Here is a 21,820-nt window from a genome sequence, read left to right as displayed (position 1 = left end):
TCATTTTGATAGTGCCTCCTAGTCGTTGTTGCCGGCCACGATGCCCATGACGGCCATGCGTACCGCGATGCCGAACGTCACCTGGTTCAGGATCACCGATTGCGGGCCATCAGCCACCGCCGAATCGATCTCGACGCCGCGGTTCATCGGGCCCGGGTGCATCACGATGGCGTCGGGCCTGGCCAGCGCCATGCGCTCGGGCGTCAGGCCGTATGCCTTGAAGTATTCCTGCGCCGACGGCAGCAGCGCACCGCTCATCCGCTCGTTCTGCAGGCGCAGCATGATCACCACGTCCACGCCCCGGAGGCCCTCTTCCATGTTGTGGAAGACGCGCACGCCCATCTGTTCGAGCCCCGAGGGCAGCAGCGTGCGGGGGCCGATGGCACGCACTTCGGGCACGCCGAGCGTGGTCAGCGCGTGGATATCGGAGCGGGCCACCCGCGAGTGCAGGATGTCGCCGACGATTGCCACCGTCAGGTTTGTGAAATCCTTCTTGAAGTGCCGGATCGTATACATATCCAGCAGGCCCTGCGTCGGGTGCGCGTGGCGGCCGTCGCCAGCATTGATCACGTGCACATGCGGCGCCACGTGTTCGGCGATCAGGTACGGCGCGCCCGAGCTGGCGTGGCGCACCACGAACATGTCGGCCGACATGGCCGACAGGTTGTTGATCGTGTCGAGCAGCGATTCGCCCTTGCTGGTGGACGACGCGTTGATGTTCAGGTTCAGCACGTCGGCCGACAGCCGCTTGGCGGCGATCTCGAACGTGGTGCGGGTGCGCGTCGAGTTCTCGAAGAACAGGTTGAACACACTCTTGCCGCGCAGCAGCGGCACCTTCTTGACCTCGCGGTCGGAATCCGACAGCGAAACGAACTGGCTGGCGGTGTCGAGGATGTGCGTGATCATGTCACGCGACAACCCCTCGATCGACAACAGATGCTTGAGCTCGCCGTTCTTGGTGAGCTGCGGGTTGCGGAACGTCTTGGTCATGGCAGGTGGTTCGGGCGCTGGGTTCGGTCTTGGTATGGCTGGGGTGCTTCACGCGCGGCGGGCGTTGCCGGTTGACACCGGCACGGCGCTCAGGCGCGCGCTTCGGTGGCGAAGGCGAAGCGCGTGGCGGCACCCTCGCCCTGGCGCGACAGCACCAGGGTCTTGTCCTGCGGCAGGTCGACAGTCGCGGCGGCATAGTCGGCGGCGAACGGCAACTCGCGGCCGCCCCGGTCCGCCAGCACGGCCAGCGCCACGCGCGCCGGACGGCCGTAGTCGAACAGTTCGTTGACCGCGGCGCGGATCGTGCGGCCGGTGGCCAGCACGTCGTCGATCAGCAGCACGTTGCGGTCCTGCACGTCGAACGGCAGCGTTGTCGATTGCGCCTGACTATGAAGACCCTTCTTTGCATAGTCATCGCGGTGAAACGCAACGTTGATCACGCCATGCCCGCCGAGCTTGAGATCGGCCGCCAGCCGTTCAGCGATCCAGGCTCCGCCCGAATGGATGCCCGCCACCGACCAGCGCGCACGGTCGCTGGACGGCATCAGGGCCTGGGCCTGGTCGCGCAGCGCGTGGTACAGCGCCTCGGCGTCGGGTGTGGAGGTCTGGTTCATAGCGGGAGTTCGTCGAAATACTGTTGCAGGATGATCCGGGCGGCCTCGGCGTCGAGCGCACCGCGCTTCGCGCCGGCCATGGACGCCGCACGCGAGGAATAGCGCTCGTCCACCCATTCCACGGGCAGGTCGAAGCGGCCGTTCAACTGGTTGCCGAAGCGGCGCGCCAGCTTGATCGAAGGCTGTTCCGGCTCGCCGGGCGCGGCGTCCGGGTTGACCGGCATGCCGACCACCAGGCGCACGGGCGTCCATTCGTCGATCAGCGCGCCAACCGCCGCGAAGCGGCCTTCCACCGAGAGATTGGGAACGATGGTGAGGGCGCGCGCCTGCCGGGTGATGAAGTTGCCGAGCGCCACGCCAATTTTTTTCTCGCCGTAGTCGAACGCGAGGATCGTGCCGTCATGGGGCGTCCCGCGCCCCGGCAACTCAGGCATGCCCCGCCTCGCCCGACAGCATCGCCACATCGATGCCCAGCAGGCGCACGGCCGCCGCGAAACGCTCCTCGGGCGGCACGCTGAAGATGATCTCGGGATCGGCCTGGACGGTCAGCCAGCCATTGCGGCTCAGTTCTTCCTCGAGCTGGCCGGCACCCCACCCGGCGTAGCCGAGCGTCAGCAGGAAGCGGTGCGGGCCGCTGCCGGCCGCCACGGCTTCGAGCACGTCCTTGGAGGTGGTCATTTCCAGCCCGCCGGGCACCGCCAGCGACGATACGTAGATGCCAACCGGATCATGCAGCACAAAGCCGCGCTCGGTCTGGACCGGGCCACCGAAGTAGACCGGCTGGTGGGCAACAGGCTGGATTTCGAGCTTGAGATCGATCTTGTCGAACAGCGTCGCCATGTCGATGTCGATCGGCCGGTTGATCACCAGCCCGAGCGCGCCGCGCGCGTTATGCTCGCAAAGGTAGACAACGGAACCCGAAAACGTCGGATCGGCCATGCCGGGCATGGCAATCAGGAACTGATTGGTGAGATTGATGTGAGCTTCGGGCGTCGCCATGGCTTGCATTCTACCAAAACAGGGCCGGGGTCCTGCGTAAAACTTCTGTGTCCGGGCGCTTCCGGCGGCACGCCGGGCGCGCCGGCCGGCGGCCCGTCTCAGCCGGCCGACGGCTTCAGCGCGGCCAGATCCTCGGCGGTCAGCCAGCGCCAGTCGCCGGGCTTCAGCGCCGGATCGAGCACCAGCTTGCCGATGGCGCTCCGGTGCAGCGCCGTCACATGGTTGCCCGCGGCGGCCACCATGCGTTTCACCTGGTGATATTTGCCCTGCATCAGCGTCAGGCGCAGCGTGCGCTCGCCCACGGCCTCGCAGCCCTCCGCCGCAATCGGCGCGGGCTCGTCATCGAGCTTGACCCCGGTACGCAGCATCTCGACCTGCTCCGGCGTGACCGGATCGAAGGTCGTCACCTCGTAGACCTTGGGCACCTGCTTCTTGGGCGAGGTCTGGGCGTGGATGAACTGGCCATCGTCGGTCAGCAGCAGCAGGCCGGTGGTGTCGTGGTCGAGCCGGCCCACGGCCTGCACCTCGCGCTGGCGCAGCGGCACCGGCAGCAGGTTGTAGACGCTCGGGTGGTGGCGCGGCTTCTGCGAGCACTCGTAGCCGGTGGGCTTGTGCAGCATCAGGTAGGCCTTGGTGCACGCCAGCCATTCCTCGCCATCCACGCTCAGCCGCAGGCCGTCAACCTCGAAGCGTGCACCCGGGTCCTCGCAAAGCTCGCCGTTGACCTCGACCAGCCCGGCGGCGACAAGATCGCCGCAGTACCGGCGCGTGCCGAAGCCCTGGGATTGGAGGATGCGGTCGAGAGTCGTAGCCATGGGAATCTTCTGAAAAGCGGGATGACGGGGAAACGTGTGGCTATGTTAGGTTACGGCGATGCCGAAAACACCTCTTTCCAAGCAGGATGCGGGCGCAGCCACGGGGCGCCTGCCGTACCGGATCGACCGGGAGTTCGACCGCGGACTGGTCTGGTTCCGGCGCGACCTGCGCGCCGACGACCACGCGGGGCTGCATTATGCCCTCAAGCATTGCCGGCAGGTATGGTGCGTGTTCGTGCTCGACCGCGAGATCCTCGATCCGCTGCGCGAACGCGGCCTGAAGCATGACCGCCGCGTCGAATTCATCCTGGCGTCGCTCGAATCGCTGCGCAAGACGCTGGCCGAGGCCGGCGGCGGCCTGATCGTGCTCGACGGCGTCGCCCGCCAGGCCATCCCGAAGCTGGCCGCCGAACTCGACGTGCAGGCGGTCTTTGCCAACCACGACTACGAGCCGTCCGCCAACGACCGCGACGCGGCGGTGCGCGAGGCGCTTGCACCCGATTCCCGCGCCTTCCTGACCTTCAAGGACCAGGCGATCTTCGAGGCCGGCGAGGTCCTGACCGGCCAGGGCAAGCCCTTCAGCGTGTTCACGCCCTACAAGAATGCCTGGCTGAAGACGGTCCAGCCGTTCGACCTGCGCCCCTATCCGGTTGAGAAATATCTGAAATCGCTGGCACCCGTGCCTGCCGCCCATCGCCACGCCCTGCCCACCCTGGCATCACTCGGCTTCGCGCCGACCAATCTTGGCGAAATTGCGATGCCGACCGGCAGCGAGGGCGCCCGCTCGCTGCTCGATGACTTCCTGAAACGGATTGGCGACTACGGCGACCGCCGCGATTTTCCGGCGCAGCGCGGTCCGAGCTATCTCTCGGTCCATCTGCGTTTCGGCACGATCTCGATCCGTGCCCTCGCCGGCGCCGCGCACCGGATCGTGCAGGATGGCGGCCCGCGCAGTGGTGGCGCGGCCATCTGGCTTTCGGAACTGATCTGGCGCGATTTCTATTTCATGATCCTGCACCATCACCCGCGCGTGGCCGAGGGCAAGTGCTACCACCCCGAATACGATGCGCTGCGCTGGGTCGATGCCGACACCTCGGGCGAGTATTTCGACGCCTGGTGCCGAGGCCAGACCGGCTACCCCCTCGTGGACGCGGCCATGCTGCAGATCAACCAGAGCGGCTACATGCACAACCGGCTGCGCATGGTGACCGCGAGTTTTCTGGTCAAGGACCTGGGCGTGGACTGGCGTCTGGGCGAGCAGTACTTCGCCGACCAGCTCAACGACTTCGAGTTTTCGTCAAACAACGGTGGCTGGCAATGGGCGGCGTCCACCGGCTGCGACGCCCAGCCGTATTTCCGGATCTTCAACCCGGTCACGCAATCGGAAAGATTCGATCCGAAAGGGGCATTCATCCGCAAATACCTGCCGGTTCTGGAGAATCTGCCAGATCGGTATATCCATGCGCCGTGGCTGGCGCCGGAGAAGGTGCTGGAGGCGGCGGGAGTCAGGCTTGGCGAGAACTATCCGCGCCCTGTCGTACAGCACAGCGTGGCGCGGATGGAGGCGCTGGAAAGGTATGGGGCGGTGAAGGGGTCGAAGGTCAAGGACACCTGACGCTGGCTCAAGCCGCCAGCATCGCACTTTCCCGATAATGCTTCTGCGCCTCTTCCGGCCGCTCCGTTTCCTCGAACAGCCGCGCCAGCGCCAGATGCGCGCGCACGCAAATGCGGCGCTGCGCGTCGCGGTCGGCGTACTTCAGGCAGCGTTCGAAGTTCGACTGCGCCTTGCCCCATAGCTGCTCGCCGAGGCACAGCACCCCGAGCGTGTAGAACAGGTCCGCGTCGTTCGGATGATCGGCGAGCCAGCGCTCGGCCTGCTGGATCTGCGGCAGCGCGCGGCCGGGCTCGGCACAGTCGGCGTAACGCTGCACCAGGCGGCTGTCCCAATTGACCTTGAGCGCTTCCTCGATGATGCGGCGCGCCTCGGTCTGGCGGTTCAGCGCCGAGAAGTAGCGGGCGGCCTGCTCGGCGATGCGCACCGCATGGCGCTCATCGGCCGACAGCGAACGCCAGAAGTGGTAGAGCGATTCGGCGTCGTGGCGGCGCTCCTCCAGCATTGCCTCCACGGCCATCTGCTTGAGCCGCAGCGCCAGCACCGGATGCAGCGCGTTGCGCTTTTCGAGCGAGCGCGCCAGCCGCAGCACTTCGGTCCAGTTCTTCAGATGCTGGTGCGCGCGCAGCGCGATGCGCTGTACGTGGATCTGCCGGCCGCCCTTCTCCTGCAACTGGGCGATGGTTTCCAGCGCGCCCTCGGCGTCGCGGGCGTCCACCAGCAATTCGGCCATCGAGACCAGCCGGGCCTGCTCGCGCTCGGGGTCCGTCACCTGCGCCATCCAGGCGTCGCGGCGTCCCGATTCCTGCATCCGGTGCGCGGCCCGGGCGCCCACCAGCGCGGCGGTCTGGGCCTGCTCGGGCCAGACCTGGGCCTCCTTGGCGGCCCGTTCGGCCCGTGCGAAACGGCCCGCGAACAGGTTCTCGATCGATTCGCGCAGCGCGGCCTGGGCCTTGCCCATGCGGCTGCGCTCGCGGTAGGCGGCAGCGCGGCGTGGCATTTCCGCCAGATGGCGGAACGCCGACATGATGGTCCAGATCACGAAGAAGACCAGCAGCAGCAGCGCCACCGTCAGGTTCAGCGACATTTCCACCCGGTACGGCGGGTAGAACAGCACCACGTTGCTCTGGTTGAACTGCGTGAACAGTGCCAGCCCAACCGCGCCGCCGAAAAGTACGGCCACCCAGAACAGGAGTCGCATGCGCTTACTCCTTCTTCAGCGCCCGCAGCGCGCCAAGGCTTTCGGCCATCGTCGGCAGCGAGACCGTGACCGCGCTGGCCTGCGACTGCTTGAGCAGCGTCAGCACGCCCTGCACACGGCGCGAGCGCGTATCGAAGTAACGCCCGATCATCGCCTGCGCGGCGGCCAGGTCGTTGCGGAAGACGGGCTCGTTGCGCGACAGCAGCGCCAGCCGCGCGTTGAGCAGCCGCAGCTTGACGTTCTCGCGCAGGAACCAGCCCTGGTCGCCCGACAACAGCAGCGCATTGGTGTCGTCCACCTTGCGCACGCGGATCACGTGGCCCAGTTCCGCCACGACGTAGTCCCAGGTGCGCGTCAGCACGTTGCCGCCGGCCGGCGCGGACGCGGCAGCCGGTGCCGAGGCGCCCTTCGCCGGGTTGCGGCGCTCGCCCGGCGTGCGGTCGAGCATGTGCTCGCCGGACAGCAGCGGCAGCGCGTCGATCTGGTTGATCGACTCGTCGAGCTTGATCGCGGCGCCGGTCAGGTCGGTATCGGGCACGGCTTTCATGCGCGCGATGTCGCGGGCCAGTGCCCGGCGCAGCTGGTTGTACTGGGGCTTGTCGGCGCGTGCCAGGCGCGCGTCGGCGCTCTGCAGCGCGGCCAGCGCCACCTGGATGTTGCCGGTGAGCTGCAGTTGCTGGCCGGCGTTGGTCAGCAGTTGCTGGATCTCGGCGATTTCCCAGTCGTCGCGGTTGCGCATCAGGTCCTGGTACACCTGTTCGAGCGCGGCCTGCTTGTCGCGGGCCTCCACCACCTGGCCGTCGAGCGCGCCCACCTTGGCCTGCAGCTCCTTGACGATGTCCTGCGCGTTCTTCGACAACACGCGCGTCTCCTGCACCAGCACGTCGTTGCTCTGCTGGCGGCGCGCCAGCTCCTCGGTCAGGTGCTCGACCCGCATCTGGAGCCACCAGAAACCGCCGGCAATGGCCAGCACCAGCAGCACGGCAACCGGCCACCAGGGCGACATCCGGCGGGACGGAGGCTGGATCGGATGGGCAGCGGCGCCCGGCATCCCCGCCGATTGCGCGGAGGCGGACGAGGCGGCATTGCTGGACGAGGTGGACGTAGAGTCTGGCGTCACGCGTTCGGCCTTGGTTGTGGTGGATCGTGGCGATCCGGTTGGTTCGGGGGCAGCAGGCGCCGGCACGGGCACGGGGGGCAGCGCATCCGGCACCGTCGCGGCGGGCGCCACCAGCGTGGGCGCCGGCGCGGCCGGTCCGGCGTGGGCATTGCCCCACTGCGTGCACGCGGCCAGCAACCCGGCATCGCCGGGCGCGGCAGGCAGCACGTGTGCAAAACCGAGCGCCTGGGCCTGCGCGGCAATTCTCGCATGGGGCGCAATGCACTGCACCTGCTTCAGGCGTTCGTGTTCCTGGGGCGACAGATGCAGGCGCGCCAGCGCGTCGAGGTTGCGCACCGCTTCGGAACTGGTCAGCAGCCAGCCATACGGCGGCGCGTCGGGCCGGAGGCTGTCGCGCACGGCCTGCCACTGCATCGCGCTGGGCTCGGGCAGCGTGCGGCTATAGGCCTCCACGGCCTCCACGGTGGCGCCGGCTTCGCGCAGGCGCTCGCCGAGCCAGTCCCGGCCGCCGTTGCCACGGATGATCAGCACACGCTGGCCGGCGAAGGCGCCGGGCGAGGTGTCCAGTTCAGACCAGAGCGCCTCGGAGTCGAAACGCGGGGCCTCGTCGGCGGACGCTGCGTCAGGCTGCGCGCCGGCCGGGGCGATCACGCGATGGGTGGGCGGCGCCACCCCGCGCTCGGCCAGTGCCGTCACGCTCGACGGCCCCACCACGGCCACCGGCACGCCGGCTGGCCACTGGGCCGCGCCGGCGGTCTGCTGGACCTGCGCCAGCGCGTCGAAAGCGAACGAAACCGCGTTGGGGCTGACGAAGACCACCAGCGCATAGTCGGCCAGCCGGGCCAGCGCGTCGCGCAGCGCGGTGTCGTCGGCCGTGGGGCCGATGGCGAGCAACGGAAAGCCGAGCACGTCCAGCCCGGCGGCCTGCAACGCCTCGGTCAGTTGCCGGGACTGCCCGGCGGGTCGCGTCACGACGACGGTCGGGCGAGGCATCGGGGCGTCCTCAGGCAGGCCCGGCCGTGGCCAGCGCGGCCAGCACGGCGTCGGCACCCTGGGCGAGCAGGTCGTCGGCCACGGCCGAGCCAAGTGCCTCGGCACCGGCCAGCGAGTCCACCGACCCGGCGGATTCCGCGTGCACCTGGCGCGTGCCATCGGGCAGCGCCACGAAGGCGTCGAGGCGCAGCGTGGCATCCTGCCAGCGCGCGTGGGCGGCCAGCGGCACCTGGCACGAGCCGCCGAGGCGGCGCGACACCATGCGCTCGGCGGACACGGCCAGCAACGTGGGAAGGTGGTTCAACGGGGCCAGCCATTCGGCCAGTTCGGGACGGTTGGCGGGAATTTCGATACCAAGCGCGCCCTGCCCTGCGGCCGGGAGCGAGGTCTCGGCGCCGATCAGCGCGCGGATACGGTCGCCCAGGCCCAGGCGCTTCAGGCCGGCGGCGGCCAGGATGATGGCGCCGTACTCGCCGCGGTCGAGCTTGCCGAGCCGGGTGTCGAGGTTGCCCCGCAGCGGCTTGATCACCAGATGGGGGAACCGGCAGCGCAGCGCGGCCTCGCGGCGCAGGCTCGACGTGCCGACCACGGTGCCCGCAGGCATCTCCTCCAGCGAGCCGAACTGCGCCGAGACCAGCGCGTCGCGCGGGTCTTCCCGCTCCATCACCGCCGCGAGCGCGAAGCCTTCGGGCAGTTCCATCGGCACGTCCTTGAGCGAGTGGACGGCCAGATCGGCGCGGCCCTCGGCCATCGCCACCTCGAGTTCCTTGACAAACAGGCCCTTGCCGCCGACTTTCGACAAGGTCCTGTCGAGAATCTGATCACCCCTTGTCGTCATTCCCATAATGGACACATCGCACGCGGGATAGTATTGTTGCAACGCAGCACGCACATGTTCAGCCTGCCACATCGCTAGCCGGCTTTCGCGCGACGCGATGACGAGTCTGGACGGTGTGCTGCGCGCCACGGCTGCAGCGGACGAAGAAGACGCAGAGGTCAAGGGTGAATTGGCGGGTGCTTGCATGCGCGCATGTTAGCACGCACCCCCTGCCGGACCGGCGCCCGACTGGCCGGATGGAGCGTCCCGAAGTGACGTTTCCGGCCGGGAGTTGACGCCGGTCGAAACCGGGAATTCCAGCCCGGCGTTCGATACCGTCTATATAACGTAGTGACACGAGGAGATAGTTGATGACGCAGCCTGCTGCGCGCCCCACCGGCCGATCCCGTTCCACCGGCCGCAAGTCAGTTACGCCAGCCTCAGGCCAGCATGACGCGCATGACACCCCCGCAGTCAACCCGGCCACCGCGCCCCGGACCCCGAAATCCCCCGCCCGCAAGGCGCCTGCCCGGCCTGCGCTGGCCGTGGTGACGCCCGACGGCAACACCGTCACGCCTGCCGCCCCCGCCCGCCGCGCCGCCGACAAGGACCTGCCGCTGCGTGACGACATCCGCTTCCTGGGCCGCCTGCTCGGCGACGCGGTGCGCGAGCAGGAGGGCGAGGCCGCTTTCGAACTGGTGGAAACGATCCGCCAGACCGCCGTGCGCTTCCGCCGCGAGAACGACCGAGCCGCCGGCGCCGAACTGGACCGCCTGCTCAAGCGCCTGTCGCGCGACCAGACCAACTCGGTCGTGCGCGCCTTCAGCTACTTCTCGCATCTGGCGAACATCGCCGAGGATCAGCACCACAACCGCCGCCGCCGCGTCCACGCGCTGGCCGGCTCGCCGCCCCAGCCGGGCAGCCTGGCCCGTGCGCTGGAAGCTATCGATGCGGCCGGCGTGACCGGCAAGCAGTTGCGCGACTTCCTCGACAACTCGCTGATCATGCCGGTACTCACCGCGCACCCGACCGAAGTCCAGCGCAAGTCGATTCTCGACGCCGAACGCGAGATCGCGCGCCTGCTGGCCGAGCGCGACCTGCCGATGACTGCCCGCGAACGCGACCACAACACGGCCCAGTTGCGCGCCCGCGTGACCACGCTCTGGCAGACCCGGATGCTGCGCAATACGCGCCTGATGGTGGTCGATGAGATCGAGAACGCGCTTTCCTATTACCGCACCACCTTCCTGCATGGCATTCCGCGCCTGATGGCCGACCTGGAGGAAGACATTGCCGCGGTATTTCCGCGCAAGAGCAAGGCCGGTAGCACGCCCGCCCCGCTGGCGCCGTTCCTGCAGATGGGCTCCTGGATCGGCGGCGACCGCGACGGCAATCCCAATGTGACGGCTGAGACACTGGAGTATGCCGCGCGGCACCAGTCGACGCTGATCATGCAGTGGTATCTGGACGAGGTGCACGCGCTGGGCGCCGAATTGCCGTTGTCGTCGCTGATGGTCGATGCCAGCCCCGAACTGCTGGCGCTGGCCGAGGCCTCGCCCGACCATTCCGAGCATCGCGCCGACGAGCCCTACCGGCGCGCGCTGATCGGCATCTACGCGCGGCTGGCCGCGACCACCGCGAACCTGACTGGCCACGTGGCCCAGCGCCACCCGGTAGCCGACGTGGCGGCCTATGACAATGCCGAGGCATTTGCCGCCGACGTGCAGATCGTGGTCGATTCGCTGCGCTCGCACCACGGCGAATCGCTGGCGCGCGGCCGGATCGACGCGCTGATCCGCGCCATCGCCATCTTCGGCTTCCATCTGGCCTCGGTGGACATGCGCCAGGTGTCGGACGTCCACGAGGCCGTGATTGCCGAGCTGTTCCAGGCCGCCGGCATCGCACGCGACTACGCGGCGCTGCCCGAGGCGAAGAAGCTGGAACTGCTGCTGGCCGAGCTGCGCCAGCCGCGCCTGCTGACGCTGCCGTGGCACGACTATTCGGAGCAGACGCGCAACGAACTGGCCATTTTCCGCATGGCGCGCGACCTGCGCGCCCGCTACGGCAACCGCGTGGCGCGCAACTACATCATCTCGCACACCGAGACGCTGTCGGATCTGGTAGAAGTCATGCTGCTGCAGAAGGAGGCCGGCATGCTGCGCGGCACGCTGGGCAGCAAGACCGACCCGGCGCGCATGGAGCTGATGGTCATTCCGCTGTTCGAAACCATCGAGGATCTGCGCAACGCCGCCGGCATCATGGAATCGCTGCTGGACCTGCCGGGCTTCGATTCGGTGATCAGACACCATGGCGTCGAGCAGGAAGTGATGCTCGGCTACTCGGATTCGAACAAGGACGGCGGCTTCCTGACGTCGAACTGGGAGCTGTACAAGGCCGAACTGGCGCTGGTGAAGCTGTTCGATGCCCGCCGCGTCAAGCTGCGCCTGTTCCATGGCCGCGGCGGCACCGTGGGCCGGGGCGGTGGCCCCACCTACGAGGCCATCCTGTCGCAGCCGCCGGGCACCGTGAACGGCCAGATCCGGCTGACCGAGCAGGGCGAGATCATCAATAGTAAATTCGCCAATGCCGAGATCGGGCGCCGCAACCTGGAGACCGTGATCGCGGCCACGCTGGAGGCGTCGCTGCTGCCCACGCAGAACGCGCCAGCCGGGCTGGAGGGCTTCGAGGCCATCATGCAGCAGCTCTCGGACCGCGCTTTCACGAGCTACCGCCACCTGGTCTACGACACGCCGGGCTTCAAGGACTACTTCTTCGCCACCACGCCGATCACGGAAATTGCCGACCTGAACCTGGGATCGCGGCCCGCTTCGCGCAAGCTGATGGACAAGAAGAACCGCAAGATCGAGGATCTGCGCGCCATTCCGTGGGGCTTCTCGTGGGGCCAGTGCCGCCTGCTGCTGCCGGGCTGGTACGGCTTCGGCAGCGCCGTGCAGGCCATGCTCGACGACACGCCCGACGACAAGGCGCGCAAGGCGGCAATCGCCACGCTCAAGCGCATGGTCAAGACGTGGCCGTTCTTCCGCACGCTGCTGTCGAACATGGACATGGTGCTGGCCAAGACCGACCTGGCCGTGGCGTCGCGCTACGCCGGCCTGTGCGAGGACGCCGCGCTGCGCAAGACGGTCTTCTCGCGCATCAGCGCCGAATGGCACCTGACCTGCGACATGCTCGGCCTGATCACCGGCCGTACCGAGCGCCTGGCAGAGAATCCGCTGCTGGCGCGGTCGATCAAGAACCGCTTCGCGTACCTCGATCCGCTGAACCACCTGCAGGTGGAACTGCTCAAGCGCTACCGGGCCGGCAAGGACGCCGACGACGTACGCGTGCGGCGTGGGATTCACTTGACGATCAACGGGGTGGCGGCGGGGTTGCGGAACAGCGGGTGACGCCGTGTGCTCTTTCCCCTGATTTGGTTCCCCTCTCCCGCCTTGCGGGAGAGGGGAACCATCTTGCGGCATTTGATATGTCCGCCAAGCGATATAATCGCCGTTTCCGATTTTCCGCCCTGCCTCAGTCATGACCTCCCAACTTGCCAAGAAAGGCGAAGCCTGGTCCGCCCGCTTCTCCGAACCGATGTCCGATCTGGTGAAGCGCTACACCGCGTCGGTGTTCTTCGACAAGCGTCTGGCGCTGTTCGACATCCAGGGCTCGCTGGCCCACGCGGCCATGCTGGCGAAGCAGGGCATCATCGCCGAGGCCGACCGCGCCGAGATCGAGCGCGGCATGACGCAGATCCGTGGCGAGATCGAGGCTGGCCAGTTCGAATGGAAGCTGGATCTCGAAGACGTCCACCTGAACATCGAAGCCCGCCTGACCGCGCTGGTCGGCGACGCCGGCAAGCGCCTGCATACCGGCCGTTCGCGTAACGACCAGGTGGCCACGGACATCCGGCTCTGGCTGCGCAGCGAAATCGACAACATCATCGGCCTGCTGGGCGACCTGCGTGGCGCGCTGATGGATCTGGCGGACAAGAACGCCGACACGATCCTGCCCGGCTTCACCCACCTGCAGGTGGCCCAGCCGGTGACGTTCGGCCACCACCTGATGGCCTACGTGGAAATGTTCACGCGCGACGCCGAGCGCATGGCCGACTGCCGCCGCCGCGTGAACCGCCTGCCGCTGGGCGCCGCCGCGCTGGCCGGCACGAGCTACCCGATCGACCGCGAGTTCGTGGCCGCGCAGCTGGGCTTCGACGGCGTGTGCCGCAACTCGCTCGACGCCGTGTCCGACCGCGACTTCGCCATCGAATTCGTGGCCGCCGCGTCGCTGGTGATGACGCACGTCTCGCGCTTCTCCGAGGAACTGGTGATCTGGATGAGCCCGCGCGTCGGCTTCATCGACATCGCCGACCGCTTCTGCACGGGCAGCTCGATCATGCCGCAGAAGAAGAACCCTGACGTGCCCGAACTGGCACGCGGCAAGACCGGCCGGGTGTTCGGCCACCTGAGCGGCCTGCTGGTGCTGATGAAGGGCCAGCCGCTGGCCTACAACAAGGACAACCAGGAAGACAAGGAACCGCTGTTCGACACCGTGGACACCATCGTCGACACGCTGCGGATCTTTGCCGACATGGTGCCGGGCATCAGCGTCAAGCCGGACGCCATGCGCGCCGCCGCGCTGCAGGGCTACGCCACCGCGACTGACCTGGCCGACTACCTGGTCAAGCGCGGCCTGCCGTTCCGTGACGCCCACGAAGCCGTGGCCCACGCCGTGCGCGCCTGCGACGACCGCCGCTGCGACCTGGCCGACCTGACCGTGGCCGAGCTGCGTGAGGTGTCGGGGCTGGGCGACAAGGCCGCGCTGATCGGCGACGACGTGCACACGGTGCTGACGCTCGAAGGCTCCGTGGCCTCGCGCAACCACATCGGCGGCACCGCGCCGGACCAGGTCCGCGCCGCCATCGCCGCCGCCCGCAAGACGCTGTGACCGAACTGTAAGTTTTCCGTAAGACTGCGTCGTAAAAAAGCCGCTGCGCCGACAGGCCAGCGGCTTTTTTGTATCTGGGGCATCCCCGGCTTTCTCCCCTGGCCCCTCTCCCGCACGCGGCAGAGGGGAACAAACCACCAAGCCTTCTAGGACAATCCCCTAGCCCCCCGGGAATTTGTTACAGATAAACTAGCCGGCGCATTAGAAAAGGGGGAGACACCCATGAATTACTTGCTTGGTCTGTCACGACAGATCGACAGGTTGAACCAGCACACGGGCAGGCTTGCAAACATCATGATCCTGCTGTCGTGCCTGGTCAGTGCAGGTAACGCCCTGCTGCGGTACGGCTTCAACCTGAGCGACAACTGGCCGCTCGAACTCCAGTGGTACATGTTCGCCGTGGCCGTGATGTTTGGCGCGTCGTACACGTTCCAGCGCAACGAACACGTGCGCGTGGACCTGATCTACGGCAACGTGTCCGAGCGCGCCCAGCACTGGATCGACATCTTCGGCATCCTCGTATTCCTGCTGCCGTCCACGATCCTGTTCACGTGGCTGTCGTGGGAATCGCTGTTCCTGCCTTCGTGGCGCATTCTCGAACAGTCGGGCAACTCGGGCGGCCTGCCCCGGTATCCGATCAAGCTCGTGGTGCCGCTCGGCTTTGCCCTGCTGACGCTGCAGGGGATTTCCGAACTGATCAAGCGCTTCGCCGCCCTGCAGGGCCTGGTGCGCATCGAATCGAAATACGAAAGGCCGGTGCAATAATGATTCCGTTGGAATATATGCCGCCGCTGATGTTCGGCGGCCTGGTGGTATTCATGCTGATCGGGTTCCCGGTCGCATTCTCGCTCTCCGCGGTGGGCCTGGCCTTCGGCTTCCTGGCCATCGAATGGGGCTATTTCCCGATGCAGTTCCTGCAGGCCGTGCCGAGCCGCGTGTTTGGCAGCGTGCTGGGCAACGAGCTGCTGCTGGCGATCCCGTTCTTCACCTTCATGGGCGCCATCCTGGAGAAATGCGGGCTGGCCGAGGACATGCTCGACTCCATGGGCCAGCTGTTCGGCCCGGTGCGCGGCGGGCTTGGCTATTCGGTGATCATCGTCGGCTTCATCCTGGGCGCGATCACCGGCACGGTGGCCGCGCAGGTGATTGCCATGGCAATGATCTCGCTGCCCGTGATGATGCGCTACCGCTACAACATGAAGTACGCCACTGGCGTGCTGGCGGCGTCGGGCACGATCACGCAGCTGGTGCCGCCGTCACTGGTGCTCGTGGTGCTGGCCGACCAGCTCAAGACGCCGATGGGCAGCGCCGACGTGGGCAGCATGTACCTGGGCGCCTGGGGCCCGTCGATCGTCCAGATCGCCCTGTTTGCGCTCTACACCTTCGTCTTGACCCGCATCAAACCGGACTGGCTGCCGCCGGTGCCCCCCGAGGCGCGCACGTTGCGCGGCTGGGCGCTGTGGGCCAAGTGCCTGCGCGGCATCATTCCGTGCGCGGTGCTGATCTTCCTGGTGCTGGGCACGATCATGCTGGGCATCGCCACCCCGACCGAATCGGGCGCGATGGGCGCCGTTGGCGCGCTGGTGCTGGCCGTGATCCGCGACAAGGGCTTCAACACGATCGACCGCAACATCTACCGCGTGGGCATCGCCGCCACGGCGGTGGCGGCGGCGGTGGGCGTGTTCGCGTTCGGCTCGCACGCGTTCCGGATTCCGCTGGCCGTGGCCTACCTCGTGGTGCTGTGGCTGCTGATCCGCGCCGGCCAGCTGACCGACCTGCGGCTGCTGATCGTCGACGCCTACCAGTCCACGGCGCGCATCACCGCCATGGTGGTGTTCATCCTGATCGGCTCCACCTGCTTCTCGGTGGTGTTCCAGGGCGTGGACGGCGGGGCATGGGTGGAGCACCTGTTCACCTCGCTGCCGGGCGGCTGGATCGGTTTCCTGATCGTGGTCAACCTGTTCATCTTCTTCCTGGCGTTCTTCCTCGACTTCTTCGAGATCGCATTCATCGTGGTGCCGATGCTGGCCCCGGTGGCGGTCAAGGTGCTGACGCCGGTCGTGCTCGATTCGATGGGCGGCAACCCCGAGGCGGCGGCCACGGCCGCGCTGGTCTGGTTTGGCGTCATGCTGTGCGTGAACATGCAGACCTCGTTCATGCACCCGCCATTCGGCTTTGCGCTGTTCTACCTGCGCGGCATCGCCCCGAAGGAAGTGAAAAGCTCGGACATCTACTGGGGCGCCCTGCCCTGGGTGGGCCTGCAGATGGTCATGGTGCTGCTGGTGATGTTCTGGCCGGGCATGGTCACCGGGCTGCTCGACAAGGGATCGCTGAAACATAGTAATTCCGCCGAAATCAGTATCCCGCTGGGCGGGGATACCGATAGCAAGCCCGGGGGGCCAGCATCCTCGCCGGGCACGCTGGAGTTGCCGGGCAGCGGCAGCGAATCCAGCGAGCCGGCGGCGCCGCAGTTCCAGTTCGAGAAGAGCAAGTAGTGGTGGAATTGGAATGAAAAAACCCCCGCGCCTTTCGGTCGCGGGGGTTTTTCTTTGGCGAAACTACTACGTCGTTACTGCTTCACGCAGTCCACGAAGTACGCCTTCTGGCCGTCCACCTCGTCCTCCACCAGCCCGTGGATGTCGGTTTCGAACCCCGGGAACAGCTTGTTGAACTCGCGGGCGAAGCGCAGGTACTGGACGATGATCCGGTTGAAACGCTCGCCCGGAATCAGCAGCGGGATGCCCGGCGGGTACGGCGTCAGCAGGATGGCCGTCACGCGGCCTTCCAGTTCGTCCACGGGCACGCGCTCGATCTCGCGGTGGGCCATCATCGCCCAGGCGTCAGACGGCTTCATTGCCGGTTCCATGTCCGACAGGTACATCTCGGTGGTCACGCGGGCCACGTCGTTGGCCTTGTAGACGCTGTGGATCGCGTCGCACAGGTCACGCAGGCCCATCCGCTCGTACTGCGGGTACTTGCCGACGAACTCGGGCAGTACGCGCCACAGCGGCTGGTTCTGGTCGTAGTCGTCCTTGAACTGCTGCAGCTCGGTTACCAGCGAGTTCCAGCGGCCCTTGGTGATGCCGATCGTGAACATGATGAAGAACGAGTACAGGCCCGTCTTCTCGATGATGATGCCGTGCTCGGCCAGGTACTTGGTGACGATGGCGGCCGGAATGCCGCGCTCGCTGAATTCACCGTCCACGTCCAGGCCCGGGGTGATGATCGTGGCCTTGATCGGGTCCAGCAGGTTGAAGCCGTCGGCCAGGTCGCCGAAGCCGTGCCAGCGCTCGTTGGCCTTGAGCATCCACTCTTCGCGGTCGGGCATGCCGTCCTCGTTGAGCGTGTCCGGGCCCCAGACCTTGAACCACCAGTCGCCGTTGTTGGCCACGTCGTAGTCGGCTTCCACCTTGCGCACGGCGCGGCGGAAGTCCAGCGCTTCCTGGATGCTCTCCTCCACCAGCGCGGTGCCGCCGGGGGCTTCCATCATGGCCGCCGCCACGTCGCACGAAGCGATGATCGAGTATTGCGGGCTGGTCGAGGTGTGCATCAGGTACGCCTCGTTGAACCGGTAGCGGTCCAGCTTGCGCGTTTCCGAATCCTGCACGAGGATCTGCGACGCCTGCGACAGGCCGGCCAGCAGCTTGTGCGTGGATTGGGTGGCAAACACCAGCGCGTCCTTGCTGCGCGGGCGGTCGCGGCCGATCGCGTGCATCTCGCGGTAGAACTCGTGGAACGCGGCGTGCGGCAGCCACGCCTCGTCAAAGTGCAGCGTGTCGATCTCGGAGGCCAGCATTTCCTTGATCTGCTCGGCGTTGTACAGCACGCCGTCGTACGTACCCTGCGTGATCGTCAGGATGCGCGGCTTCTGGTTCCTGGCCTTGCTGGCGAACGGGTGGGCGTCGATCTTGCGGCGGATCGTCTCGGGGTCGAACTCGCTCTTCGGGATCGGGCCGATGATGCCGTAGTGGTTGCGCGTCGGCATCAGGAACACCGGGATCGCGCCGGTCATCATGATCGCGTGCAGGATCGACTTGTGGCAGTTGCGGTCCACCACCACGATATCGCCCGGCGCCACGTTGGCGTGCCAGACCATCTTGTTCGACGTCGACGTGCCGTTGGTCACGAAGAACATATGGTCCGAATTGAAGATCCGTGCCGCGTTGCGCTCGGATGCCGCCACCGGACCGGTATGGTCCAGCAGCTGGCCCAGTTCCTCCACGGCGTTGCAGACGTCGGCGCGCAGCATGTTCTCGCCGAAGAACTGGTGGAACACCTGCCCCACCGGGCTCTTCAGGAACGCCACGCCGCCCGAGTGCCCCGGGCAGTGCCACGAGTAGGAGCTGTCCTGCGCGTAGTCGATCAGCGCCTTGAAGAACGGCGGCGCCAGCGTGTCCAGATAGACCTTGGCTTCGCGGATGATATGGCGCGCCACGAATTCGGGGGTGTCCTCGAACATGTGGATGAAGCCGTGCAGCTCGCGCAGGATATCGTTCGGAATGTGACGAGAAGTGCGCGTTTCGCCATACAGGAAGATCGGCAGGTCGGTATTGCGGCGGCGCACCTCGCTCACGAACGCGCGCAGCTTCTCGATGGCGGCGGCTTCGGGCTGGTCATCGGCGCGCACGAACTCGTCGTCGTCGATCGACACGATGAACGTGGAGGCGCGGCTGGCCTGCTGGGCGAACGACGTCAGGTCGCCATAACTGGTCAGGCCCATCACCTCCATGCCTTCGCGCTCGATGGCTTCAGCCAGTGCGCGAATGCCCGAGCCCGAAATGTTCTCGGAACGGAAGTCTTCATCGATGATGATGACGGGGAAGCGGAATTTCATCGGAAATCCTTGGGTGATGAGCGTGCTTGGAAAGACTTGAGCCACATGGCCGCCGGAAGGTTCCCCGCGGCGGCGGCATGTGGCTCGTTCGTCAGGTCTGGCGTCCTGCCGGTTCATGGCCGGAGACGCCGCCGGCGCGGATGAGACGCCGGCATTCTAGTTCGGGAAGATGACAGGCCGTCAGGTCTTCGGCAGCGTGACGCCGTGCTGGCCCTGGTACTTGCCGCCCCGGTCCTTGTACGACGTCTCGCAGACCTCGTCGGACTCGAAGAACAGCACCTGCGCGCAGCCCTCGCCGGCGTAGATCTTGGCCGGCAGCGGCGTGGTGTTCGAGAACTCCAGCGTCACATAGCCTTCCCACTCGGGCTCGAACGGCGTCACGTTGACGATGATGCCGCAGCGCGCGTAGGTGCTCTTGCCCAGGCAGATCGTCAGCACGCTGCGCGGAATCCGGAAATATTCCATGGTCCGGGCCAGCGCGAACGAGTTCGGCGGGATGATGCAGACATCGCCCTTGAAATCGACGAACGACTTCTCGTCGAAGTTCTTCGGATCGACGATCGTGCTGTTGATATTGGTGAAGATCTTGAATTCGTTGGCGCAGCGGATGTCGTAGCCGTAGCTCGAAGTGCCGTACGACACGATCTTGCGACCCTCCGATTCCCGTACCTGGCCGGGCTCGAACGGTTCGATCATGCCTTGCTGCTCCGCCATGCGGCGGATCCACTTGTCGGATTTGATGCTCATAAGGAAGTGGCAGGATGGACGGACGGCTGGCCGGCCAAACCGGGCGCCGCATGCGAATTGGGGCGCATTGTACAACCAATCCCGGCGCGGGCTGCCCCTCTGCCGCACTGCGGCAAAGGGGCATGGCCATCAGCTTGCCGCGATCACGCCGCAGGCGATCCGCCCGCCGGCGTTGCCGGTGGGCTGCGTGCGGTAATCGTCCGGGTCCTTGTGGACGATCACCGCCTTGCCCACCACGCTGTTCGGGCCCGCCGCCACCGTCACCGCCGGCATCAGGAACTGCACGCGGGCGTTGCCGCTGGAATCGGCCGTCAGGTTGTTCATGTCGCCGGCATGGTGGTCCCCGCCGCCGGTCATCTGGCCGTGGGGCTTGCTGTTCGGGTTGAAGTGGCCGCCCGCGCTCATGGCGTCCGGCGCCGAGCAGTCACCCTTCTCGTGGACGTGGAAGCCGTGCACGCTGCCCGGCGCCAGGCCGGTCACGAGCACCCCCACCAGCACGCCGCCCGACTGCTGGTCGAACGTGACGCGCCCGGCGGTATTGGTGCCGCTCTTGGGCGCCAGCGTGGCCGCCGCCTTGGTGGCGCCGCCCGCCGAAGCCGAGGCCGGGGCGGCCATGGCCGCCGTCGCGCCGCGGTCCGAACCCGCGCAACCCGCCAGTGCGATGGCCGATGCGCCAATTGCCAGTCCAAACAGTGCCCGTTTCATGCCGCTTCCTCCCTTGGTGTATTTGGTGGTGTGCCGTGTGGATTGTAGGTCAGGTGATCGCCACGGCAATGTCGGACAAAGTCCAATTCTCGGGTTCAGGTGTTCTGGACCACGATGCTCGGAAACTTGTTGGTCATGTCGCGCGCCTTGTCGGCGACCTTGATCGCCACCTTGCGGGCCATCTCGCGGTAGATCCCGGCGATCTGGCCGTCAGGCTCGGCCACCACGGTCGGGCGGCCCGCGTCGGCCTGCTCGCGGATCGACAGGTTCAGCGGCAGGCTGCCCAGCACGTCCACGCCATAGTCGGCGCTCATCTTCGCGGCGCCGCCGGCGCCGAAGATATGCTCGGCATGGCCGCAGTTCGGGCAGCAGTAGACCGCCATGTTCTCGACGATGCCGAGGATCGGGATGCCCACTTTCTCGAACATTTTCAGGCCCTTGCGGGCGTCCAGCAGCGCGATGTCCTGCGGCGTGGTCACGATCACGGCGCCGGTGACCGGCACCTTCTGCGACAGCGTCAGCTGGATATCGCCGGTGCCCGGCGGCATGTCGACGATCAGGTAGTCGAGGTCGTTCCAGTTGGTCTGCCGCAGCAGTTGTTCCAGCGCCGAGGTCACCATCGGCCCGCGCCAGACCATCGGGTTGTCCTGGTCGATCAGGAAACCGATCGAGTTGGCCTGCAGGCCATGGCCCTGCAGCGGCTCCATGGTCTGGCCGTCCGACGACTCCGGGCGGCCGCTGATGCCCAGCATCATCGGCAGGCTCGGCCCGTAGATATCGGCGTCGAGCATGCCCACGCGCGCGCCCTCGGAGGCCAGCGCCAGCGCCAGGTTCACGGCCGTGGTGGACTTGCCCACCCCGCCCTTGCCCGACGCCACGGCGATCACGTTGCGCACGCCGGGCAGCAGCTTTACGCCGCGCTGCACCGCGTGGGCGACGATCTTCATCGAGACCGCCACGCTGACATGGGTCACGCCGGGCAAGGCGCGCACGGCGTCGACGACCTTCTGGCGGATCAGGTCGAACTGGCTGCGCCCCGGATAGCCAAGCTCGACTTCCACGGAGACATTGCCGCCGTCCACGCGCACGTTGCGCGCCGAGCGCGTGGAGACGAGGTCCTTGCCCGTGTTGGGATCGATCACGGTACGCAGGGTTTCGGTTACCTGTTCAGTGGTGAGGCTCAATTCGGGCTCCGCTCTGGTGGGGATTGTGGAAATTGTGGGAAACGTGGAAAACGTGGGATTTCGGAATGTGGGGGTAATGTAGCAGGGCGGCGCCACCCCTGCGGCATGTGGGGGATTACAGACATTTACATCTCTCACACTCTCGCGCTTGTGCGCCTGCCGCCATGTCCCTATTGTAGGGCGCCAACCGGGGCCTGCCGCGCGTAGCACCGCACGGACGCCGACGCTATCGGACGCCCTCC

The 21,820-nt window shown here is 66.8% G+C and carries 17 protein-coding genes; 5 read left to right on the top strand and 12 right to left on the bottom strand.

The genetic code is table 11. The features are described from left to right. Positions 1-18: 18 nt before the first annotated feature. From EV147_RS01575 to EV147_RS01555, 5 genes are all read right to left on the bottom strand, one after another. Positions 19-990 (bottom strand): aspartate carbamoyltransferase catalytic subunit, encoded by a 972-nt coding sequence (locus EV147_RS01575; protein ID WP_130389380.1) that lies wholly within the window; start codon positions 988-990, stop codon positions 19-21. A gap of 89 nt (positions 991-1,079) precedes the next feature. Then, positions 1,080-1,604: a bifunctional pyr operon transcriptional regulator/uracil phosphoribosyltransferase PyrR gene (gene pyrR, locus EV147_RS01570; protein ID WP_130389379.1), complete on the bottom strand. Its 525-nt coding sequence runs from the start codon at positions 1,602-1,604 to the stop codon at positions 1,080-1,082. Then, a complete protein-coding gene (ruvX, locus tag EV147_RS01565) occupies positions 1,601-2,038 on the bottom strand; it encodes a Holliday junction resolvase RuvX (RefSeq protein ID WP_130389378.1) in 438 nt (145 codons plus the stop codon). Before ruvX ends, pyrR begins: the two co-directional genes overlap by 4 nt. Next, positions 2,031-2,603, bottom strand: coding sequence for a YqgE/AlgH family protein (locus EV147_RS01560; RefSeq protein ID WP_130389377.1), 573 nt, complete (start codon positions 2,601-2,603; stop codon positions 2,031-2,033). Before EV147_RS01560 ends, ruvX begins: the two co-directional genes overlap by 8 nt. A 98-nt stretch (positions 2,604-2,701) precedes the next feature. After that, positions 2,702-3,418: a pseudouridine synthase gene (locus EV147_RS01555; protein WP_130389376.1), complete on the bottom strand. Its 717-nt coding sequence runs from the start codon at positions 3,416-3,418 to the stop codon at positions 2,702-2,704. Between the two features lie 58 nt (positions 3,419-3,476). On the opposite strand from EV147_RS01555, the gene EV147_RS01550 reads away from it, so the two are divergent. Further along, complete coding sequence (locus EV147_RS01550) at positions 3,477-5,033, top strand: cryptochrome/photolyase family protein (protein WP_130389375.1); 1,557 nt, start codon at positions 3,477-3,479, stop codon at positions 5,031-5,033. Between the two features lie 7 nt (positions 5,034-5,040). Here EV147_RS01550 and EV147_RS01545 read toward each other — a convergent pair whose 3' ends face one another. From EV147_RS01545 to hemC, 3 genes are read right to left on the bottom strand one after another with little or no spacing between them, the layout of a single operon-like run. Then, positions 5,041-6,231, bottom strand: coding sequence for a heme biosynthesis protein HemY (locus EV147_RS01545; protein WP_130389374.1), 1,191 nt, complete (start codon positions 6,229-6,231; stop codon positions 5,041-5,043). 4 nt (positions 6,232-6,235) lie between these two features. Next, positions 6,236-8,344 carry a fused uroporphyrinogen-III synthase HemD/membrane protein HemX gene (gene hemDX / locus EV147_RS01540; RefSeq protein ID WP_130389373.1) on the bottom strand — a complete coding sequence of 703 codons (2,109 nt, stop codon included), beginning with the start codon at positions 8,342-8,344 and terminating at the stop codon, positions 6,236-6,238. Positions 8,345-8,354: 10 nt separating this feature from the next. Next, positions 8,355-9,368, bottom strand: a complete 1,014-nt coding sequence (gene hemC / locus EV147_RS01535) for a hydroxymethylbilane synthase (RefSeq protein ID WP_130389372.1) — start codon at positions 9,366-9,368, stop codon at positions 8,355-8,357. 164 nt (positions 9,369-9,532) lie between these two features. Between hemC and ppc the strand changes: the two genes are divergently transcribed. The 4 genes from ppc (at position 9,533) to EV147_RS01515 (ending at position 16,603) form a co-directional block, all read left to right on the top strand. Further along, positions 9,533-12,568 (top strand): phosphoenolpyruvate carboxylase, encoded by a 3,036-nt coding sequence (ppc, locus tag EV147_RS01530; protein ID WP_130389371.1) that lies wholly within the window; start codon positions 9,533-9,535, stop codon positions 12,566-12,568. A 130-nt stretch (positions 12,569-12,698) separates the two neighbouring features. After that, positions 12,699-14,108: an argininosuccinate lyase gene (gene argH, locus EV147_RS01525; protein WP_130389370.1), complete on the top strand. Its 1,410-nt coding sequence runs from the start codon at positions 12,699-12,701 to the stop codon at positions 14,106-14,108. A gap of 222 nt (positions 14,109-14,330) precedes the next feature. Next, positions 14,331-14,873, top strand: a complete 543-nt coding sequence (locus tag EV147_RS01520) for a TRAP transporter small permease subunit (RefSeq protein ID WP_130389369.1) — start codon at positions 14,331-14,333, stop codon at positions 14,871-14,873. Continuing rightward, complete coding sequence (locus tag EV147_RS01515) at positions 14,873-16,603, top strand: TRAP transporter large permease (RefSeq protein ID WP_130389368.1); 1,731 nt, start codon at positions 14,873-14,875, stop codon at positions 16,601-16,603. The genes EV147_RS01520 and EV147_RS01515 overlap by 1 nt, the downstream gene beginning before the upstream one ends. 74 nt (positions 16,604-16,677) lie before the next feature. On the opposite strand, the gene EV147_RS01510 is transcribed toward EV147_RS01515, so the two are convergent. From EV147_RS01510 to apbC, 4 genes are all read right to left on the bottom strand, one after another. Then, positions 16,678-18,942: an arginine/lysine/ornithine decarboxylase gene (locus EV147_RS01510; protein WP_130389367.1), complete on the bottom strand. Its 2,265-nt coding sequence runs from the start codon at positions 18,940-18,942 to the stop codon at positions 16,678-16,680. 180 nt (positions 18,943-19,122) lie between these two features. Then, positions 19,123-19,689: a dCTP deaminase gene (gene dcd / locus EV147_RS01505; protein WP_130389366.1), complete on the bottom strand. Its 567-nt coding sequence runs from the start codon at positions 19,687-19,689 to the stop codon at positions 19,123-19,125. Between the two features lie 129 nt (positions 19,690-19,818). Then, positions 19,819-20,394, bottom strand: coding sequence for a superoxide dismutase family protein (locus EV147_RS01500; RefSeq protein ID WP_130389365.1), 576 nt, complete (start codon positions 20,392-20,394; stop codon positions 19,819-19,821). Positions 20,395-20,489: 95 nt separating this feature from the next. Then, positions 20,490-21,578, bottom strand: a complete 1,089-nt coding sequence (gene apbC / locus EV147_RS01495) for an iron-sulfur cluster carrier protein ApbC (RefSeq protein WP_130389364.1) — start codon at positions 21,576-21,578, stop codon at positions 20,490-20,492. Between the last annotated feature and the right edge of the window lie 242 nt (positions 21,579-21,820).

It is taken from the genome of Cupriavidus agavae (genome assembly GCF_004217045.1).
Lineage (GTDB): Bacteria > Pseudomonadota > Gammaproteobacteria > Burkholderiales > Burkholderiaceae > Cupriavidus > Cupriavidus agavae.
This window is presented reverse-complemented; position numbering and strand designations above follow the sequence as displayed.

Bases quoted from the DNA above. Each gene is read 5' to 3' on its own strand.
- EV147_RS01500 (WP_130389365.1), bottom strand. From the start codon at position 20,394: ATGAAACGGGCACTGTTTGGACTGGCAATTGGCGCATCGGCCATCGCA.
- ppc (WP_130389371.1), top strand. From the start codon at position 9,533: ATGACGCAGCCTGCTGCGCGCCCCACCGGCCGATCCCGTTCCACCGGC.
- argH (WP_130389370.1), top strand. From the start codon at position 12,699: ATGACCTCCCAACTTGCCAAGAAAGGCGAAGCCTGGTCCGCCCGCTTC.
- hemDX (WP_130389373.1), bottom strand. From the start codon at position 8,344: ATGCCTCGCCCGACCGTCGTCGTGACGCGACCCGCCGGGCAGTCCCGG.
- EV147_RS01550 (WP_130389375.1), top strand. From the start codon at position 3,477: ATGCCGAAAACACCTCTTTCCAAGCAGGATGCGGGCGCAGCCACGGGG.
- EV147_RS01555 (WP_130389376.1), bottom strand. From the start codon at position 3,418: ATGGCTACGACTCTCGACCGCATCCTCCAATCCCAGGGCTTCGGCACG.
- dcd (WP_130389366.1), bottom strand. From the start codon at position 19,689: ATGAGCATCAAATCCGACAAGTGGATCCGCCGCATGGCGGAGCAGCAA.
- ruvX (WP_130389378.1), bottom strand. From the start codon at position 2,038: ATGCCTGAGTTGCCGGGGCGCGGGACGCCCCATGACGGCACGATCCTC.
- EV147_RS01515 (WP_130389368.1), top strand. From the start codon at position 14,873: ATGATTCCGTTGGAATATATGCCGCCGCTGATGTTCGGCGGCCTGGTG.
- EV147_RS01520 (WP_130389369.1), top strand. From the start codon at position 14,331: ATGAATTACTTGCTTGGTCTGTCACGACAGATCGACAGGTTGAACCAG.
- EV147_RS01560 (WP_130389377.1), bottom strand. From the start codon at position 2,603: ATGGCGACGCCCGAAGCTCACATCAATCTCACCAATCAGTTCCTGATT.
- hemC (WP_130389372.1), bottom strand. From the start codon at position 9,368: ATGCAAGCACCCGCCAATTCACCCTTGACCTCTGCGTCTTCTTCGTCC.
- EV147_RS01575 (WP_130389380.1), bottom strand. From the start codon at position 990: ATGACCAAGACGTTCCGCAACCCGCAGCTCACCAAGAACGGCGAGCTC.
- EV147_RS01545 (WP_130389374.1), bottom strand. From the start codon at position 6,231: ATGCGACTCCTGTTCTGGGTGGCCGTACTTTTCGGCGGCGCGGTTGGG.
- pyrR (WP_130389379.1), bottom strand. From the start codon at position 1,604: ATGAACCAGACCTCCACACCCGACGCCGAGGCGCTGTACCACGCGCTG.
- EV147_RS01510 (WP_130389367.1), bottom strand. From the start codon at position 18,942: ATGAAATTCCGCTTCCCCGTCATCATCATCGATGAAGACTTCCGTTCC.